Source organism: Cedecea davisae (genome assembly GCF_044095835.1).
GTDB classification, from domain to species: Bacteria; Pseudomonadota; Gammaproteobacteria; order Enterobacterales; family Enterobacteriaceae; genus Cedecea; species Cedecea davisae.
In genome coordinates this window covers 2,409,611-2,424,958 of record NZ_CP172054.1, presented here as the reverse complement: position 1 = coordinate 2,424,958, position 15,348 = coordinate 2,409,611, and the positions used below count along the sequence as shown (strand labels likewise).

General features: G+C 56.0%; 15 protein-coding genes. 7 read left to right on the top strand and 8 right to left on the bottom strand.

Annotation, left to right across the window (positions count from 1 at the left end; genetic code table 11):
• The first annotated feature begins 102 nt into the window (after nucleotides 1–102).
• The 5 genes from ACG1VR_RS11760 (at nucleotide 103) to ACG1VR_RS11740 (ending at nucleotide 6,571) form a co-directional block, all read left to right on the top strand.
• Complete coding sequence (locus tag ACG1VR_RS11760) at nucleotides 103–1,026, top strand: aminoimidazole riboside kinase (RefSeq protein WP_172569965.1); 924 nt, start codon at nucleotides 103–105, stop codon at nucleotides 1,024–1,026.
• 148 nt (nucleotides 1,027–1,174) lie between these two features.
• A complete protein-coding gene (locus tag ACG1VR_RS11755; protein WP_016536457.1) occupies nucleotides 1,175–2,692 on the top strand; it encodes a carbohydrate porin in 1,518 nt (505 codons plus the stop codon).
• Between the two features lie 62 nt (nucleotides 2,693–2,754).
• Entirely contained in the window at nucleotides 2,755–4,125 is a 1,371-nt protein-coding gene (locus ACG1VR_RS11750) for a sucrose-specific PTS transporter subunit IIBC (protein ID WP_039898232.1), read from the top strand.
• Nucleotides 4,125–5,534 carry a sucrose-6-phosphate hydrolase gene (locus ACG1VR_RS11745; protein WP_395491017.1) on the top strand — a complete coding sequence of 470 codons (1,410 nt, stop codon included), beginning with the start codon at nucleotides 4,125–4,127 and terminating at the stop codon, nucleotides 5,532–5,534. The genes ACG1VR_RS11750 and ACG1VR_RS11745 overlap by 1 nt, the downstream gene beginning before the upstream one ends.
• Before the next feature lie 29 nt (nucleotides 5,535–5,563).
• Entirely contained in the window at nucleotides 5,564–6,571 is a 1,008-nt protein-coding gene (locus tag ACG1VR_RS11740) for a LacI family DNA-binding transcriptional regulator (protein WP_016536460.1), read from the top strand.
• On the opposite strand, the gene ACG1VR_RS11735 is transcribed toward ACG1VR_RS11740, so the two are convergent.
• The 5 genes from ACG1VR_RS11735 to ACG1VR_RS11715 form a co-directional block, all read right to left on the bottom strand.
• Nucleotides 6,572–7,966 carry a heavy metal sensor histidine kinase gene (locus tag ACG1VR_RS11735; RefSeq protein WP_172569961.1) on the bottom strand — a complete coding sequence of 465 codons (1,395 nt, stop codon included), beginning with the start codon at nucleotides 7,964–7,966 and terminating at the stop codon, nucleotides 6,572–6,574. It lies immediately after the preceding gene.
• Nucleotides 7,963–8,640 (bottom strand): heavy metal response regulator transcription factor, encoded by a 678-nt coding sequence (locus tag ACG1VR_RS11730; protein ID WP_016536462.1) that lies wholly within the window; start codon nucleotides 8,638–8,640, stop codon nucleotides 7,963–7,965. The genes ACG1VR_RS11735 and ACG1VR_RS11730 overlap by 4 nt, the downstream gene beginning before the upstream one ends.
• Nucleotides 8,641–8,706: 66 nt before the next feature.
• Nucleotides 8,707–9,483 carry an alpha/beta hydrolase gene (locus ACG1VR_RS11725; RefSeq protein ID WP_395491016.1) on the bottom strand — a complete coding sequence of 259 codons (777 nt, stop codon included), beginning with the start codon at nucleotides 9,481–9,483 and terminating at the stop codon, nucleotides 8,707–8,709.
• 135 nt (nucleotides 9,484–9,618) lie between these two features.
• A complete protein-coding gene (locus ACG1VR_RS11720; protein ID WP_395491015.1) occupies nucleotides 9,619–9,987 on the bottom strand; it encodes a hypothetical protein in 369 nt (122 codons plus the stop codon).
• A gap of 88 nt (nucleotides 9,988–10,075) precedes the next feature.
• Nucleotides 10,076–11,296, bottom strand: a complete 1,221-nt coding sequence (locus tag ACG1VR_RS11715; protein ID WP_395491014.1) for an MFS transporter — start codon at nucleotides 11,294–11,296, stop codon at nucleotides 10,076–10,078.
• Nucleotides 11,297–11,406: 110 nt separating this feature from the next.
• Between ACG1VR_RS11715 and ACG1VR_RS11710 the strand changes: the two genes are divergently transcribed.
• Nucleotides 11,407–12,315 (top strand): LysR substrate-binding domain-containing protein, encoded by a 909-nt coding sequence (locus ACG1VR_RS11710; protein ID WP_395491013.1) that lies wholly within the window; start codon nucleotides 11,407–11,409, stop codon nucleotides 12,313–12,315.
• Here ACG1VR_RS11710 and ACG1VR_RS11705 read toward each other — a convergent pair whose 3' ends face one another.
• Genes ACG1VR_RS11705 through ACG1VR_RS11695 form a run of 3 tightly spaced genes read right to left on the bottom strand, consistent with a single transcriptional unit; the run spans nucleotide 12,316 to nucleotide 14,303 of the window.
• On the bottom strand, nucleotides 12,316–12,576 hold the full coding sequence (locus ACG1VR_RS11705; protein ID WP_395491012.1) for a hypothetical protein: 261 nt from the start codon (nucleotides 12,574–12,576) through the stop codon (nucleotides 12,316–12,318). It abuts the gene before it with no gap.
• A 56-nt stretch (nucleotides 12,577–12,632) separates the two neighbouring features.
• A complete protein-coding gene (locus ACG1VR_RS11700; protein WP_395491011.1) occupies nucleotides 12,633–13,541 on the bottom strand; it encodes an SDR family NAD(P)-dependent oxidoreductase in 909 nt (302 codons plus the stop codon).
• A 24-nt stretch (nucleotides 13,542–13,565) separates the two neighbouring features.
• Nucleotides 13,566–14,303, bottom strand: coding sequence for an SDR family oxidoreductase (locus tag ACG1VR_RS11695; RefSeq protein ID WP_395491099.1), 738 nt, complete (start codon nucleotides 14,301–14,303; stop codon nucleotides 13,566–13,568).
• A 127-nt stretch (nucleotides 14,304–14,430) separates the two neighbouring features.
• Here ACG1VR_RS11695 and ACG1VR_RS11690 point away from each other — a divergent pair, with 127 nt between their 5' ends.
• Nucleotides 14,431–15,339, top strand: a complete 909-nt coding sequence (locus ACG1VR_RS11690; RefSeq protein ID WP_395491010.1) for a LysR family transcriptional regulator — start codon at nucleotides 14,431–14,433, stop codon at nucleotides 15,337–15,339.
• The last annotated feature ends 9 nt before the right edge of the window (nucleotides 15,340–15,348 follow it).

Here is a 15,348-nt window from a genome sequence, read left to right as displayed (position 1 = left end):
ACAAGTCCCCAAATCATCAGGAATTTTGTTTCTGAGCATAATCAGAGTGTGGTTAAATAGCTAAACCAGTTTAGCAATATTTAGCTTACAGATGGAGGAACCATGAGCGCACATGTTTGGGTGCTGGGCGATGCGGTTGTTGACCTGCTGCCGGACGGCAACGGAAGATTATTACAATGCCCCGGTGGCGCACCGGCTAACGTAGCGGTGGGTATTGCTCGCCTCGGCGGCAGCAGCGGATTTATTGGCCGCGTGGGCGACGATCCCTTCGGTCGTTTTATGAGGAAAACGCTGGCGAGTGAGAAGGTCGATACAACGTTTATGCATGCCGATGCACAACATCGCACCTCAACCGTGGTTGTCAGTCTCGATGAGCAAGGCGAGCGTAGCTTCACCTTTATGGTCCGCCCGAGCGCCGATCTTTTCCTCGAACCTGCCGATTTGCCGCCGTTTAAACGCGGCCAGTGGCTGCACACCTGCTCTATAGCCCTGAGCGCGGAGCCGAGCAGGGCCACCACCTTTGGCGCAATGGAACAGATAAAAAAGGCCGCGGGCAAAGTCAGCTTCGACCCCAATATTCGCCCCGATCTTTGGCACGATAGCGCCGAGCTACAGGCGTGCCTCACCCGCGCGCTGCTGCTGGCAGACGTGGTTAAGCTGTCCGTAGAGGAACTGGTGTTCATCAGCGGGCAGGCTGACCTGCGGGCGGGCATTGAAAAGCTGGCGAGCCGCTACAACACGGAACTGCTGCTGGTCACCCTGGGTAAAGAGGGCGTAATGGCCAGTTATCGGGGAGAAGTTCATCACTTCGCCGCCCGGCCGGTGGTTTGCGTGGATACCACCGGGGCGGGCGACGCATTCGTGGGCGGGTTGCTGAACGCGCTGGCAGCCAGGGGAATGCCGGAAAACACCGGGCAGCTTGCGCAGACCATTGAGCTTGCCCAGCTATGCGGCGCGCTGGCGACCACAGCCAAAGGCGCAATGACGGCGCTTCCTCACCGCGAAGAGGTTGAGAAACTGCTGTAAATATATTCTGTTTGTCGTGTTTGTCACATTTACTAAATCGGTTTAGCAAAATTCATTGATCCGCCTCTTTATGCCTGGTTAAGATTTTTTAACTAAACCGGTTTAGCAAAATTACAAATGGCACCAGCCTCTCAGGGAAACGACAAACATGTACCAGAAAAGCAAACTGGCGGTGATGATAGCGCTGCTTATTGGAACGGCCTCCGCCCAGGCTACTACGGACTTAAACACCATTGAATCCCGTCTTGCCGCGCTGGAACAGCGTTTGCAGGATGCGGAAAGCAGGGCACAGGCGGCAGAGAGCCGCGCTGCGGTAGCGGAGAAAAAGGCGCAGCAGCTTGCAGCCCGGCAGCAGCAAACCCAGGCTTCCACAGAGGAGGTTGCTCAGCGCACCGCAAAGCTTGAAAGCAAGGCCGATAAGGCGAGCGGCTTTGAGTTTCATGGCTATGCGCGTTCCGGGCTGCTGATGAACGACTCTGCCTCCAGTAGTAAAAGCGGGCCTTATTTGACTCCGGCGGGAGAAACCGGCGGCGCAATTGGCCGCCTGGGTAATGAGGCCGATACTTACGTCGAGCTGAATCTTGAGCATCACCAAACGCTGGATAATGGCGCAACCACGCGCTTTAAGGCGATGCTGGCGGACGGGCAAAAAACCTATAACGACTGGTCGGCGGACTCGAGCGATCTCAATATTCGCCAGGCCTTTGCGGAGTTGGGAAACCTGCCGGGGCTGGACGGGCCGCTGAAGGGCAGCACCTGGTGGGCGGGTAAACGCTTCGACCGCGATAATTTCGATATCCACTGGCTGGACTCCGACGTGGTGTTTCTTGCCGGGACCGGCGGCGGTGTGTATGACGTGAAGTGGAACGACAGCCTGCGTAGTAACTTTGCTGTGTATGGCCGCAACTTTGGCCGTCTCGAAGATACGGGCAATACCGTTCAAAACTACATGCTAACCATGAATCACTTTGCCGGACCGTTCCAGCTGATGGTCACCGGGTTGCGCGCTAAAGATAACGACGACCGCAAAGACGCCAGCGGCGAACTTATTCAGAAAGAGGCGGCTAATAACGGCGTGCACACTTTGCTTGGCCTGCATAACGAAAGCTTCTACGGGCTGCGTGACGGCACGGCTAAAACCGCGCTGCTTTACGGGCATGGCCTTGGGGCCGAAGTTAAAGGCATTGGCTCAGACGGCGCGCTATTGTCTGAGGCAAATACCTGGCGGTTTGCAAGCTTTGGCGTAACGCCAATCGGTAACGGGTGGCATATCGCTCCGGCGCTGCTGGCGCAAAGCAGTAAAGACCGCTACGTGAAAGGCGACAGCTATCAGTGGGCAACCCTGAATGCCCGCCTGATAAAAGAAGTGACCCAGAACTTTGCCCTGGCTTTCGAAGGCAGCTATCAGTATATGGACTTAAAGCCCGAGGGCTATAAGGAGCGCAATGCGGTTAACGGCAGCTTCTACAAGCTGACCTTCGCACCGACCCTGAAAGCAGGCAGCATCGGGGATTTCTTCAGCCGCCCTGAGCTGCGCCTGTTTGCCACCTGGATGGACTGGAGCAGCAAGCTGGACAACTACGCCAGCAACGACGCCTTCGGCAGCAGCGGCTTTAACGCCGGTGGGGAATGGAACTTTGGCGTGCAGATGGAAACCTGGTTTTAACCCATCTACCTCCCGCTGCGGCGGGAGAGTCGATTAATAACAATAAAGTTTTAGAGGTTACTATGGATTTCAAGAAAATTGCCCACGAGCTTTTACCGCTTTTGGGAGGCAAGGAGAATATCGGCAGCGCGGCCCACTGTGCCACTCGTCTGCGCCTGGTTCTGGTGGATGATTCACTGGCCGACCAGCAGGCAATAGGAAAAGTAGAAGGGGTAAAAGGCTGCTTCCGCAATGCCGGCCAGATGCAGATTATCTTTGGTACCGGGGTAGTGAATAAGGTGTATGCAGCCTTTATCGAAACTGCCGGTATTGCCGAATCCAGCAAATCCGAAGCGGCTAATCTTGCGGCTAAGAAACTGAACCCGTTCCAACGCATAGCGCGCCTGCTGTCGAATATCTTTGTGCCTATCATTCCGGCCATTGTTGCCTCCGGTTTGCTGATGGGGCTGCTGGGGATGGTTAAAACCTACGGCTGGGCCAACCCGGAAAATGCGCTGTATATCATGCTGGATATGTGCAGCTCAGCGGCATTTATTATCTTACCGATCCTGATCGGTTTTACCGCCGCGAGGGAATTTGGCGGCAACCCGTATCTCGGGGCAACCCTGGGCGGTATTCTTACCCATCCAGCGTTAACCAACGCCTGGGGCGTGGCCGCAGGGTTCCACACCATGAACTTCTTCGGGCTGGAAGTGGCGATGATTGGCTACCAGGGCACGGTGTTCCCGGTGCTGCTGGCGGTGTGGTTTATGAGTATTGTTGAAAAACAGCTGCGCCGCGTGATTCCGGACGCGCTGGATCTTATTCTGACGCCTTTCCTCACCGTTATTATTTCCGGCTTTATCGCACTATTGATTATTGGTCCGGCCGGGCGAGCGCTTGGCGACGGAATTTCTCTGGTGCTCAGCACTCTGATTGCTCACGCGGGCTGGCTGGCAGGGTTACTGTTCGGCGGGCTTTACTCGGTTATCGTGATAACTGGCATCCACCATAGCTTCCACGCTATCGAAGCGGGTCTGCTGGGGAATCCATCTATTGGCGTAAACTTCCTGCTGCCTATCTGGGCAATGGCCAACGTAGCGCAGGGCGGTGCCTGCCTGGCGGTTTGGTTTAAAACCAAAGACGTAAAAATTAAGGCTATTACGCTGCCTTCCGCGTTTTCGGCGATGCTGGGAATAACCGAAGCCGCTATCTTTGGCATCAACCTGCGCTTTGTTAAACCGTTTATTGCTGCGCTTATCGGCGGTGCGGCGGGCGGAGCCTGGGTCGTTTCGGTTCACGTTTATATGACGGCGGTTGGCTTAACCGCGCTGCCCGGTATGGCAATTGTTCAGGCAAGCTCGCTGCTTAACTACATCATCGGGATGGCTATCGCCTTTGGCGTGGCGTTTATCATTTCACTGCTGCTGAAGTACAACACGGACTCTGAATAATGACGCAATCCTCCAGCATGCCTGCCATTTTGCAGGCCGTAATGAAAGGGCAAACGCGTGCGCTGCGGGACGAGCACTATCCGCGCTGGCACCACGCGCCGGTAACCGGGCTGATGAATGACCCGAACGGATTTGTGTGGTTTTCCGGGCGCTGGCATCTGTTTTACCAGTGGAACCCGCTGGCCCCCGATCATAAATACAAATGCTGGGGGCACTGGAGCTCGGCTGATTTACTGCACTGGCGGCACGAACCTTTGGCGCTGATGCCGGGTCAAGATTACGACCGCAACGGCTGCTATTCCGGCAGCTCGGTTGATAATCAGGGCAGGCTTACGCTCTGCTACACCGGCAACGTAAAGTTTGGTGACGGCGGACGCACCGCCTGGCAGTGCCTGGCCGTTGAAAATGAGCGCGGTGAGTTTGATAAAATTGGCCCGGTGCTGGCCCTGCCCGAAGGCTATACCGGCCACGTTCGTGACCCGAAAGTGTGGCAGCATAACGGGCGCTGGTACATGGTGCTGGGCGCGCAGGACCAGGACAAACGGGGAAAAGTGTTACTCTTCTCATCGCCTGACCTGCACGCCTGGGAGTCTGAAGGGGAAATCGCCGGGAACGGCATTAACGGCCTCGACGATGCGGGTTACATGTGGGAATGCCCGGACCTGTTTGAGCTTGGCGGCAGGCATGTATTGATCTGCTGCCCCCAGGGCATCGCCCGCGAGCCGGAGCGCTTTCTTAATGTTTACCCCGCGGCCTGTTTAATCGGCGACTTTGATTACGCAACCGCGAGCTTCAGGCACGGGGAGCTAAACGAATTAGATGCCGGTTTTGAATTCTATGCGCCACAAACGGCGCAGGCACCGGACGGCCGTCGCCTGTTGGTTGGCTGGATGGGCGTGCCGGACGGGGAGGAGATGTTGCAGCCAACGCTGGCCAACGGCTGGATCCATCAGATGACTTGCCTGAGAGAACTTACGCTGCAAAACGGTAAGTTGTACCAGCGGCCCATCGCCGAGCTGGCGGCTCTACGTGAAGAAGAACAGTTTTGGCAAGGTATTGCAGGTGAAGCGCCGTCCCTCGATGCGCTACGGCTGGAGCTGCTGGTAGACATATGCGGGAGCCTGGATATGGATTTTGGCGGGGCTTTAAAGCTGAGCATCAACGAGCAGGGGGTGACGCTGCAACGACGCAGCCTCGCTTCCGGCGAGTGGCTTTCTCGCTACTGGAAAGGAACCGTCTCATCTCTACAAATTCTTTGTGACAGCTCCAGCGTCGAAATTTTTATCAATCAGGGTGAAGGCGTGATGAGTAACCGCTATTTTCCGCAGCATCCATCACGGGTCTGTTTCAACGGTGCGTCTGAAGTCACGTTGCGCTACTGGTCGCTGCGTTCCGCCATGGTAGAATAGCGGTTTGGATTAACTGCCACGGTTGCGCTGTGAAAAAAAACAAACGCGTCACGATTAAAGATATTGCCGAACTGGCGGGCGTCTCAAAGGCTACCGCCAGCCTGGTATTAAATGGGCGAGGCAAGGAGCTGCGGGTGGCTCAGGCAACCCGTGAACGCGTCATGACTATTGCGCAGCAACAACATTACCAGCCGAGCATTCACGCGCGTTCCCTGCGCGACGACCGTAGCCACACCATTGGCCTGGTGGTGCCTGAGATAACCAACTACGGTTTTGCCGTTTTCTCCCACGAGCTTGAGATGCTGTGCCGCGAGGCAGGCGTGCAGTTGCTAATCTCCTGTACTGATGAAAATCCCGGCCAGGAAAACATGGTGGTCAGTAATATGATTGCCCGCCAGGTTGACGGCCTGATTGTTGCTTCCAGTATGCTGACGGCGGCGGACTACCATAAGCTGAGCGAGCAACTGCCGGTTGTGCTGTTTGACCGCCACATGAACGACAGCGCGCTGCCGCTGGTTATCACCGACTCAATCCAGCCAACCGCCGACCTGATTGAGCCAATCGCCAGAGCGCATAGCGATGAAATCTATTTTCTTGGCGGGCAGCCGCGCCTCTCGCCAACCCGCGACCGCCTTGAGGGATTCACTCAGGGGCTGGCCCGCGCGGGCGTAACGCTACGCCCGGAATGGATAATTCACGGCAACTATCATCCCAGCTCGGGTTATGAACAGTTTGCGGCGCTTTGCGCGCAGCTTGGCAGGCCGCCAAAAGCGTTATTCACCGCGGCATGTGGCCTGCTTGAAGGGGTGCTGCGCTATATGAGTCAGCATAATTTGCTGGACAGCGACATCCATCTGGCAAGCTTCGACGACCATTACCTGTATGACTCTCTCTCGGTTCGCATCGATACTATTCAGCAGGATAATCGCCAGCTCGCTTTCCACTGCTATGACCTGATTAGCCAGCTTATCGAGGGGGCATCGCCGCAGCCGCTCCAGCGTTATCTGCCTGCTAAGCTGCTTCGTCGGCGCAAATAGCTACCGTTTTGAGTCGGGAAACCGCAGGCCAAAAGTAGTGACACCGTCACGGCTTTCAACCCAGCAGCGCCCCTGATGTAGCAGCATGATCGAATTCACGATAGACAGACCGAGGCCGCTGGAGTGCGCCGAGTCGTTGCGGGACGGGTCGGCGCGGTAAAAGCGGTCGAAGATGCGTTCCTGGTGTGATGGGGTGATAGTTTCCCCGTGGTTGGTGACAAGAATTTCCATTCCCTCTGCCGTGGATGTGGCGCTAATTTCAATCTGGCTTTCCGGGCTGGCGTAGCGCACCGCGTTGGAAAGCAGGTTGGCCAGCGCTCTGCGCAGCAGCAGAGCATCGGCGTACACCAGCCCGTTGCCGCGGGTCTGAATCGTCACTTCCCGGTCGGCGGCGAGATCTTCAAAGTATTCGCAAATGCGGCCAATTTCGTCGCTTACGTCGATATTACCACGCTCAATTTCCTGGTCGGGCTGTTCCGCCTGAGCCAGAAACAGCATGTTGTCGATCATCCGCGACATGCGCTGCAACTCTTCAAAATTTGAGCCGAGCAGCCGCCGATAATAGTCATTATCACGCGCGGCTCCCAGGCCAACTTCTGTTTGCCCCAGCAGAGTGGTTATCGGCGTTCGGAGATCGTGAGCCATATCGGCGCTGACCTGTTTTAACTGCTGGAATCCACGCTCGAGCCGCGCAAGCATGGCATTAAACTGGTCGATAAGCGTATCCAGTTCGGGCGGGAGATCGTCTTTGTTCAGGCGTGAGGAGAGCGTTCCGGTCCCGATCTGCGCCGTTCGCTCGGCAAGCCTGCGCAGCGGCGAAACGCCGCGCCGTGCAAAAATCACCGCCAGCACCACGGAGATCGCCGCCATCATCGAGGCAAAAAGAATAATTTTATTGCGATACTCTTCGAGAATATGGGTGCGGTCGGCCAGCACTCTGGCTGACAGGATCTCCAGCGGCGGCAGATTATTGGCCGACGGGCTAACGGCCGCCATATAAACCATCGGCGTGCCGTCCTGGGTATTGGCATGATGCACCGCCTCAAGCGTCAGCCGCTGGTTAGCGGGTACGGGAGTCACGGACGGGATATCGCGCTGCATCGGGTTCACTTCTAATAACGTCGCGCCGCCAACGTAGCGAACCACCAGCAGCGACTCGGTATTCCCGAGCATATTGGCAAACAGGTGCGGCTTTTCACGGATCAGTTGCTGAGCATCAAGGTCGCGTAGCAGCGTACTAATCTGGTCAACGCGGGAAACCAGCGCCGCATCGTCACGAATCGATAGCTGCTGGCGAAGCGCGTAATACAGCGCGCCGCCCATCACGGTGAAGGCAACAAAAGAGAAAGCCGCCAGCAGCACCGCAAGGCGAAAAGTGAGAGAAGCACGCCTCATGATTCTGTCTCACAGCGGTAGCCCACGCCGTGAACCGTATGGATCAGTCGCAGGGGGAAAGGATCGTCCACTTTTTGCCGCAGCCTGCGTACTGCCACGTCAACCACGTTGGTGTCGCTATCGAAGTTCATATCCCAGACTCGGGAGGCCAGGAACGTGCGGGACAGCACCTGGCCCGGATGCTGTAGGAAACAGACCAGCAGCTTAAATTCTTTATTGGTCAGGGTGATGCGTTTGCCCGCGCGTTCGCAGCGAAACTTGGCCACATCTACCGTTAAATCGGCAAGTGACAACACCTCTTCAGACTCGGCGGCCGGTAAACCGCGGCGCAGAATAATGCGAATTCTTGCCAGCAGTTCGGCAAATGAAAAGGGTTTAACCAGATACTCGTCGGCCCCCAGACCCAGCCCGCGAAGGCGGTCTTCCAGCGTGCCTCGTGCGCTGAGGAACAGCACCGGCGTCTGGCTATGTGCGCGCAGGCGCTCCATCACCGTCCAGCCGTTCATTTCCGGCAGCATCACGTCGAGCAAAATAAGATCGTAGGCCGATTCGCGCGCCAGGTGCAGGCCATCGATCCCGTTAGCGGCCCAGTCGGCGGTATAGCCCGCTTCATTAAGCCCGCTGACCAGATAGGCTGCGGTTTTAGCTTCGTCTTCAATAATGAGGATTTTCAAGCGGCGGCAATCCCGTAATAAGGAGAGAAAAGGGCGTGGAGACCGTCCCAATCCCGAGATTATAACTTAGTAGCCCGGTACGTGTGCGGCTTTCATAATCAGGCTGGCGACTGCTTCCGGCTGGGAAATCAGCGACACATGGCTGGACTTCAGCTCGATGGTTTGGGCATGCATGCGCTTAGCCATAAAACGTTCCAGATCCGGGTTAATAGTGCGGTCTTCGGTGGACACCGCGTACCATGTTGGTTTGTCATGCCACGCGGCAACGGTGGTTTTTGCCATGGTGACTGCCTTGCCCATCGGCTGCTGTACCGCGTAATAAGCCTCAGCTTCTTTCTCCGGCAGGTCGCCAGCGAAATCGTGAATAAAGGCTGATTCAGACAACGCGCCATAGCCGTCGTCATTCCACTTCAGGCCCGCCGAAGCTGGAGCCGCTGGGTATTTTTTAGTGAGCGCCGGGTAATCTTCCCCTGCCTCAGGGGCGCGGGCGGCAATATAAACCAGGCCTTTCACTTCCGGCTCGTCGCCTGCCTGGCTGATGACCATGCCGCCGTAAGAATGGGCAACCAGAATGACCGGGCCATTTTGCTGCGTGAGGGCGCGTTTTACCGCCGCTACGTCGTTATCCAGAGAGGTGGTTGGGTTCTGCACCGCCGTGACGTGCAGCCCTTTGGCCTGCAAAAGCGGGATGACCTTGCCCCAGCTTGAGCCGTCGGCAAACAGGCCGTGTACCAGAACGATGTTTTTCACTTCCTGGGGTGTTGCCGTGTCGGCATGTGCGGCGGTGGCGCTAAGAGCGGCCAGGACAAGGGAAGCGATGGTAGAGAGATGACGCAGTTTCATGTTCAATCCTCGGGGTTCAACAAAGGGGTTCATGAGCCAATGTAGCCGCCGAAGGCCAACAAACTGCTGACGTGGAAATGACAAAAAAATGACAAGCCAGGCGCGTTAAAACCGTGCCTGGCCGGGTACTAAGATTTAATTTTTGTAGTGCAGTTTATATAATGACGTAGTGATAAACAGACGTTCGCGCTCGGCGACAGAGATATTTGCCTTATAAAAAGGATTGCCAATGTTCTCAAATAATTTGCCAGAGCGTTTCTCATAAACCTTCACATATTTTAATGCGGCTTTTATATCACCTCTCGCAGTGTTTTTAATTAATTTCCTGGCGCTTGACTCTGTTTTTTCATACATCCTCTCAACTTTGATGCCCTTTGCATTTGCATCATTCTTAACGCTTTTCAGAGCCAACATCATATTTTTTGCAGAGGCTGATATTTTTGATTCAGTCTCAGACAAAACTTTGGGTACAGGGGCGGAACGAAAAATGCCGATGATATCCATATCGCAAATCCTCAATTAAGAAAACAGTGGCGTATATAACATCTGATTGCCGGGTAGCGATTTAACAAAACGCTGATTATTTAAACCTTTACGATGTCTGTTTACCTTCCCGGCTAATAACTACAGCCAGCAGTCCGGCCAGCGCGAAAGCGGCGGCCACGTAAGGAATAGGGCGGATGCCGGTAAGGTTTATCATCAATCCGCCAAGCAGCGAACCGAGGCCAATAGCGGCGTTAAACACCGACACGTTGACTGATGTTGCCGCATCCGCGCCGCCTTCCAGGCGTGATGCCTCTTTAAACACCAGGGTTTGCAGCAGCACCGGCAGGGCGCCATATGCCGCTCCCCAAAACGCGATAGTAATAAAAATTGCCGTATGGCTGGCAGCGGCCATATTCAGGCAGGCAAGACTTGCCGCGAACAACAGCGCGACGATGCCAAGGCTTGTTCGAGGCGAGCGGGCGGCAAAGGGGCCAATGGCAAAATTAGTTATCACGCCGGCGGCTCCGTAGACCAGCAGCAACATGCTGATTTGCCTTCCGCTTTGCCCGGCCATCTGCTCAAGAAAGGGTGTGATATAGGTGTAGGCGAGAAAATTAGCGGTGACAACTAGCGCGGTAATACCAAAAACGGCCAGTAAAGCGCGGCTTTTAAATACCGCTAACATCGCCCCACGTTTTGCTGATTTTGCGATACGTACCGCAGGAACTGACCAGACAATAAGGGTAAACACCACCAGGCAGAGGAAGCAGAGCGCGGCAAACACCGCTCGCCAGTCGTAGAGCTCGCCCAGCATTGTGCCTGCCGGTACGCCAAGCACCGTAGCCAGAGAAACGCCCCCAAACACTACCGAAGTAGCTTTAACCGCATTGCGCGATGCAACCAAGTGGACCGCGGTGACAACGGCGGTAGACCAGAAGACGCCGATGGCTGCCGCTACCAGAATGCGGCCAATAAACACCACGAAGTAATCTACGGCCAGATAGGTTATCAAGTTACCGGCAAAGCAGGCGGCCAGCAGCCCGGCCATCAGCGCCTTGCGGTTAATGTGCCCGAGAAGGCCGGTGAGCGGGGCGGCGGTTAACGCCACCATAAAGGCGAAAATTGTTACCAGATAACCGGCAACGCCAAGCGAAACGTTAAGCCCGGCGGCCATGCCGGGCAGCACGCCGACCGGCATCAGCTCGGTACTGACAAATGAAAAACAGCCGAGGCTAAGCGCCAGCACCGCAGCGATACTGCGTGAGCGGGAGATTTTCCCCGCATGATGATGTGCGTCTGAATGGGTATGGGAAGTACCTGATTGCATAAAAGCATCCTGAAAATGTGAACGGGTCGAGATGACGAGAGAATTTTGCGGTTCCGACGTTCAGAATGCGATAGCATGAAAGACATAAGACTTATGACTGAGGCGCATCAATGAGGGTATTAAGTTCCCAACTGCTGGAAGGCGTGGATGTCATGGCGGCGGTCGTTGATACGCTGAGTTTTGGTGCAGCTGCCGAAGTGCTGGATATGTCCCAATCCGGCGTCAGCAGGGCGATTGCACGGCTTGAGGCCAGGTTGGGCATCCGGGTTTTTGAGCGCACTACGCGCTCCGTTCGCCTGACCGATGAAGGTCGGGAATTTTACCAGCAGGTGATGCCGCTTCTGGCCGAGCTTGCCGAAGTGACCGGCGGCGCAGCGGGCGATGCGCAAAAAATTCGTGGCCGCCTGCGCGTTAACGTCGATCCGCTGTTTGCAAGCCAGATCCTTGGGCCGAGGCTGGGCGCGTTGATGGATGCTCACCCAGAGCTGGAGATTGAGCTACGCACCCGTGATGAGCTGGGCGACCTGATTTCTGAGGGTTTCGACCTGGCGCTTCGCTTCGGCCACCCACAGTCTTCTTCGCTGATAGCCAGAAAACTGTTCGAAACGCGTGTTATCGCTATGGCATCGCCTGATTATTTGCGCCGTTTTGGCACACCGCAAGAGCCGCAGGAGCTGGAAACAAACGCCCACCGCTGCATTCTGTTCCGGGAACCGACAACCGGAAAACCTTTCCGCTGGGAGTTTCATCGCAACAGGGAAAAACTGATGATCCAGCCCCAGGGACGGCTCACGGTAAACGATGCCGAAACCGTGTTAAGTACCTGCCTTGCGGGGCTTGGCGTGGCGCAAATTTTTGAACTGGGGAGCGAGGAGTACATCGCTTCCGGGCGGCTGAAGCCGCTGTTCCCGTTTTGGTCAGATCACCGCTTCCCCCTGTATGCATACTATCCTTCACGTCACCACGTTCCCGCCAAAACCCGCGCTTTGCTGGACTTTGTTAGCGGGCTGGTGTCTTGATCAACTCTCCGCGACCCACAGCAGGGGAACAACCGGCAGGGCGAAGATAATCATGAAAATAACCGCTTCTTCACCCCATCCGTATCCCGCTTTAATTACGCCAAAAAACATATTGACGGCGGCGATAGCGCACCACAGCACGGCGAAGCCTCGGGCGATAATTACCGGGGCGGGTGGGTAGACGGGCGTAAACAATCTGATAAGCAAATAGCAGGCGGCGGAGAGTAAAAAGCCGCTAAGTAAAAAAGTGAGCGTGCGCATAAAGAGTCCGCTTGATGCGGCCCCGGCGTCTTAAACAGTGGGGCCGCGATTATGGTTTAAACAGAAGCTGGCCGATGTGTTAGCAGCAGATCCCCCAGACCTATGCGCTGTAAAAACTCTTTGCGAATGCGGTCCGCCACCGCATTGACTACCGCGGCACCGTCATCGGAAGGGTCAACGTGTACCCGGAACGGGCGCTTTCCGTAAGGCGCATTGACAATATCAACCATCGCGGCGGCAACATCTGCTACGTCAGCATCTTCCGGCTCGCAGGCGGCAAGCCCCTTCAAGGCTTCATCTTCCAGTCCGGCGGTTGGGCCTTGCCGGGTATACTCCAGTTCTCGCTCGCTATCAGCCGGTTTGCCGGAGTGCAGGAAGTGATTGGTGCCTTTGGTAAACGCGCCGGGAACCAGAATCGAGCTTTCAATTCCCCAGCGGCTCAGCTCTGCGGCGTAGCTGACCGCCACGGCGTCCATAGCTGCTTTTGCGGCAAAGTAGGGTGCCAGATAAGGCGGGGTGCCGCCTCTGGTGCTGCTACTTCCTACCCACAGCAGCAGGCCGTTGCCCTGTTTACGCAGCTGAGGCAGCGCGGCCCGGTTTACCCGCTGAGTGCCAAGAACGTTGATGTCATACAACTGGCTAAACTGTTCCGGCAGGAAAGCTTCTGCCGGGCCGAAGGACATATGCCCGGCATTATGAACTACAACGTCCAGCCTGCCTTGTTCGGCAATAATATGCGCCACGGCTTCGTCCGCTGATGCCTGAGAAAGTACGTCCAGCTCAACGGCTCGCAGATCAACTCCGTGCCGTTCGGCATATTCATTCAGGCTCTCAACCTGCGGGGCATTACGCCCGGTAGTGTCGCGCATGCTGGCGTAGACGATATGACCGGCATGGGCCAGCGCACGGGCAGACAGCGCCCCAAAGCCGCTTGAGGCTCCGGTTATCAAAATGATCTGTTGCATGGTTATCTCCTGTTCAATTCAGGCTCAGGCAAAGCCGCCGTTTACGCGGATCACCTGGGAGTTAACCCAGCTGCCGTCCGGGCCTGCAAGCGTGGCGACCACGCTTGCAATTTCAGCAGGCTCGCCGATGCGCCCGAGCGGGGCCAGGCTGGCAATCGCCTGGATCTGTTCCGGCGTTTTACCGTTTAAGAACAGTTCGGTGCCGGTTGGCCCCGGAGCGACGGCGTTGACGGTGATATTGCGGCCACGCAGTTCGTTGGCCAGAACATGTACCAGGCCTTCAACGCCGGCTTTTGAGGCGATATAAGGGCCGTAAGCAGGGAAGGATTTAGCAATCACGCTGGTAGAAAGAGCGATTATGCGGCCTCCATCGGCAAGGGATTCTGCGGCATTAGCCAGCACCATAAATGCGCCGCGCAGGTTGGTATTTATCACCTTGTCAAAATCGGCCAGGCCCGCCGGGGTAATTTTTACCATCGGCATCACGCCCGCGCTGTGAACCACTACGTCCAGGCGGCCATTAACAGCTTTCGCCTCGGCAAACAGGCGAGAAACGTCGGCTTCAGAAGAGACATCGGCCTGAATGGCTATCGCCTCGCCGCCATGAGACTGGATTGACTGTACCGTTTCGTCGGCGCTGGCCTTGTTGCCCGCATAGTTGACGATAACGGTAAAACCGTCGCGCGCCAGTCGTTCAGCAATAGCACGGCCAATACCGCGTGATGCGCCGGTGACCAGGGCTGTTTTGTTTGTTGTTGTCATCATGCTCTCCAGATAGGGTTCAAGATTCACCCGGGATGGGTGCGTGGGAGCCATTGTTAATGTTTTTGATTACGGGATAAATGGTGCTAATTTGATATGATAATTCCAATTTAGTTAATAACAGCGCATGGATAAATTCGACACCCTGCAACTGTTCACCCGCATTGTGGAGCTGGGCAGCTTCAGCCAGGCCGCCGACCAGCTTGGTATTCCAAGAGCGACGGCAAGCAATGCGATAAAAGAGCTGGAAAATGGACTCGGCTGCCGCCTGCTGGAAAGGACTACGCGCCATGTTCGTCCCTCGCAGGACGGCAAAGCCTATTATCAGCGCTGCGTATATATCCTTGCTGAACTCAACGAGGCGGAGGCGGCGCTGCGCCCGGTTGTGGCTAAACCACGCGGTATTCTGCGGGTTGACTTACAAGGTACGCATGCATCACAAATAGTCCTGCCGAAGCTGGATGAATTTCATCGCCGCTACCCGGATATCGAGCTGATTATCAGCAGCGGCGACAGGCTGGTTGATCTGGTGCGGGAGGGGATAGACTGCGTGGTGCGGGCCGGTAAATTGCAGGACTCCTCTCTGGTGGCGCGCCATCTCGCCGATCTCCCGCAGATAATCTGCGCCAGCCCGGATTATCTTGCCGCTTTCGGCGCTCCTGTTCACCCGGACGAGCTGGAATTCCACCAGTGCGTTAACTTTTTCTCGACCACCGGCGGAATCAACTATCCCATCGAGCTGATAGTGAATAACCAGAAACGCGCCTACTCGCCAAAAGGCTGGGTGACGGTCAACGAAGCGGAAAATTACGTTATCTGCGCATTGCGCGGCTGCGGGCTGGTGCAACTACCTCGCTACCACGTAGAGCAGGCGTTAAGCGAGGGAAGCCTGGTGGAAGTGTTGGGCGACTGGCAAAGCCCGAAAATCACCGTTTCGGCGCTATATACCCAAAATCGCCAGCTTTCTCCGCGCGTACGCGTGTTCATCGACTGGCTGAGGGAGATTTATAGAGCGCGTTTTCCAACTGAGGGCTAAAACGGTAGC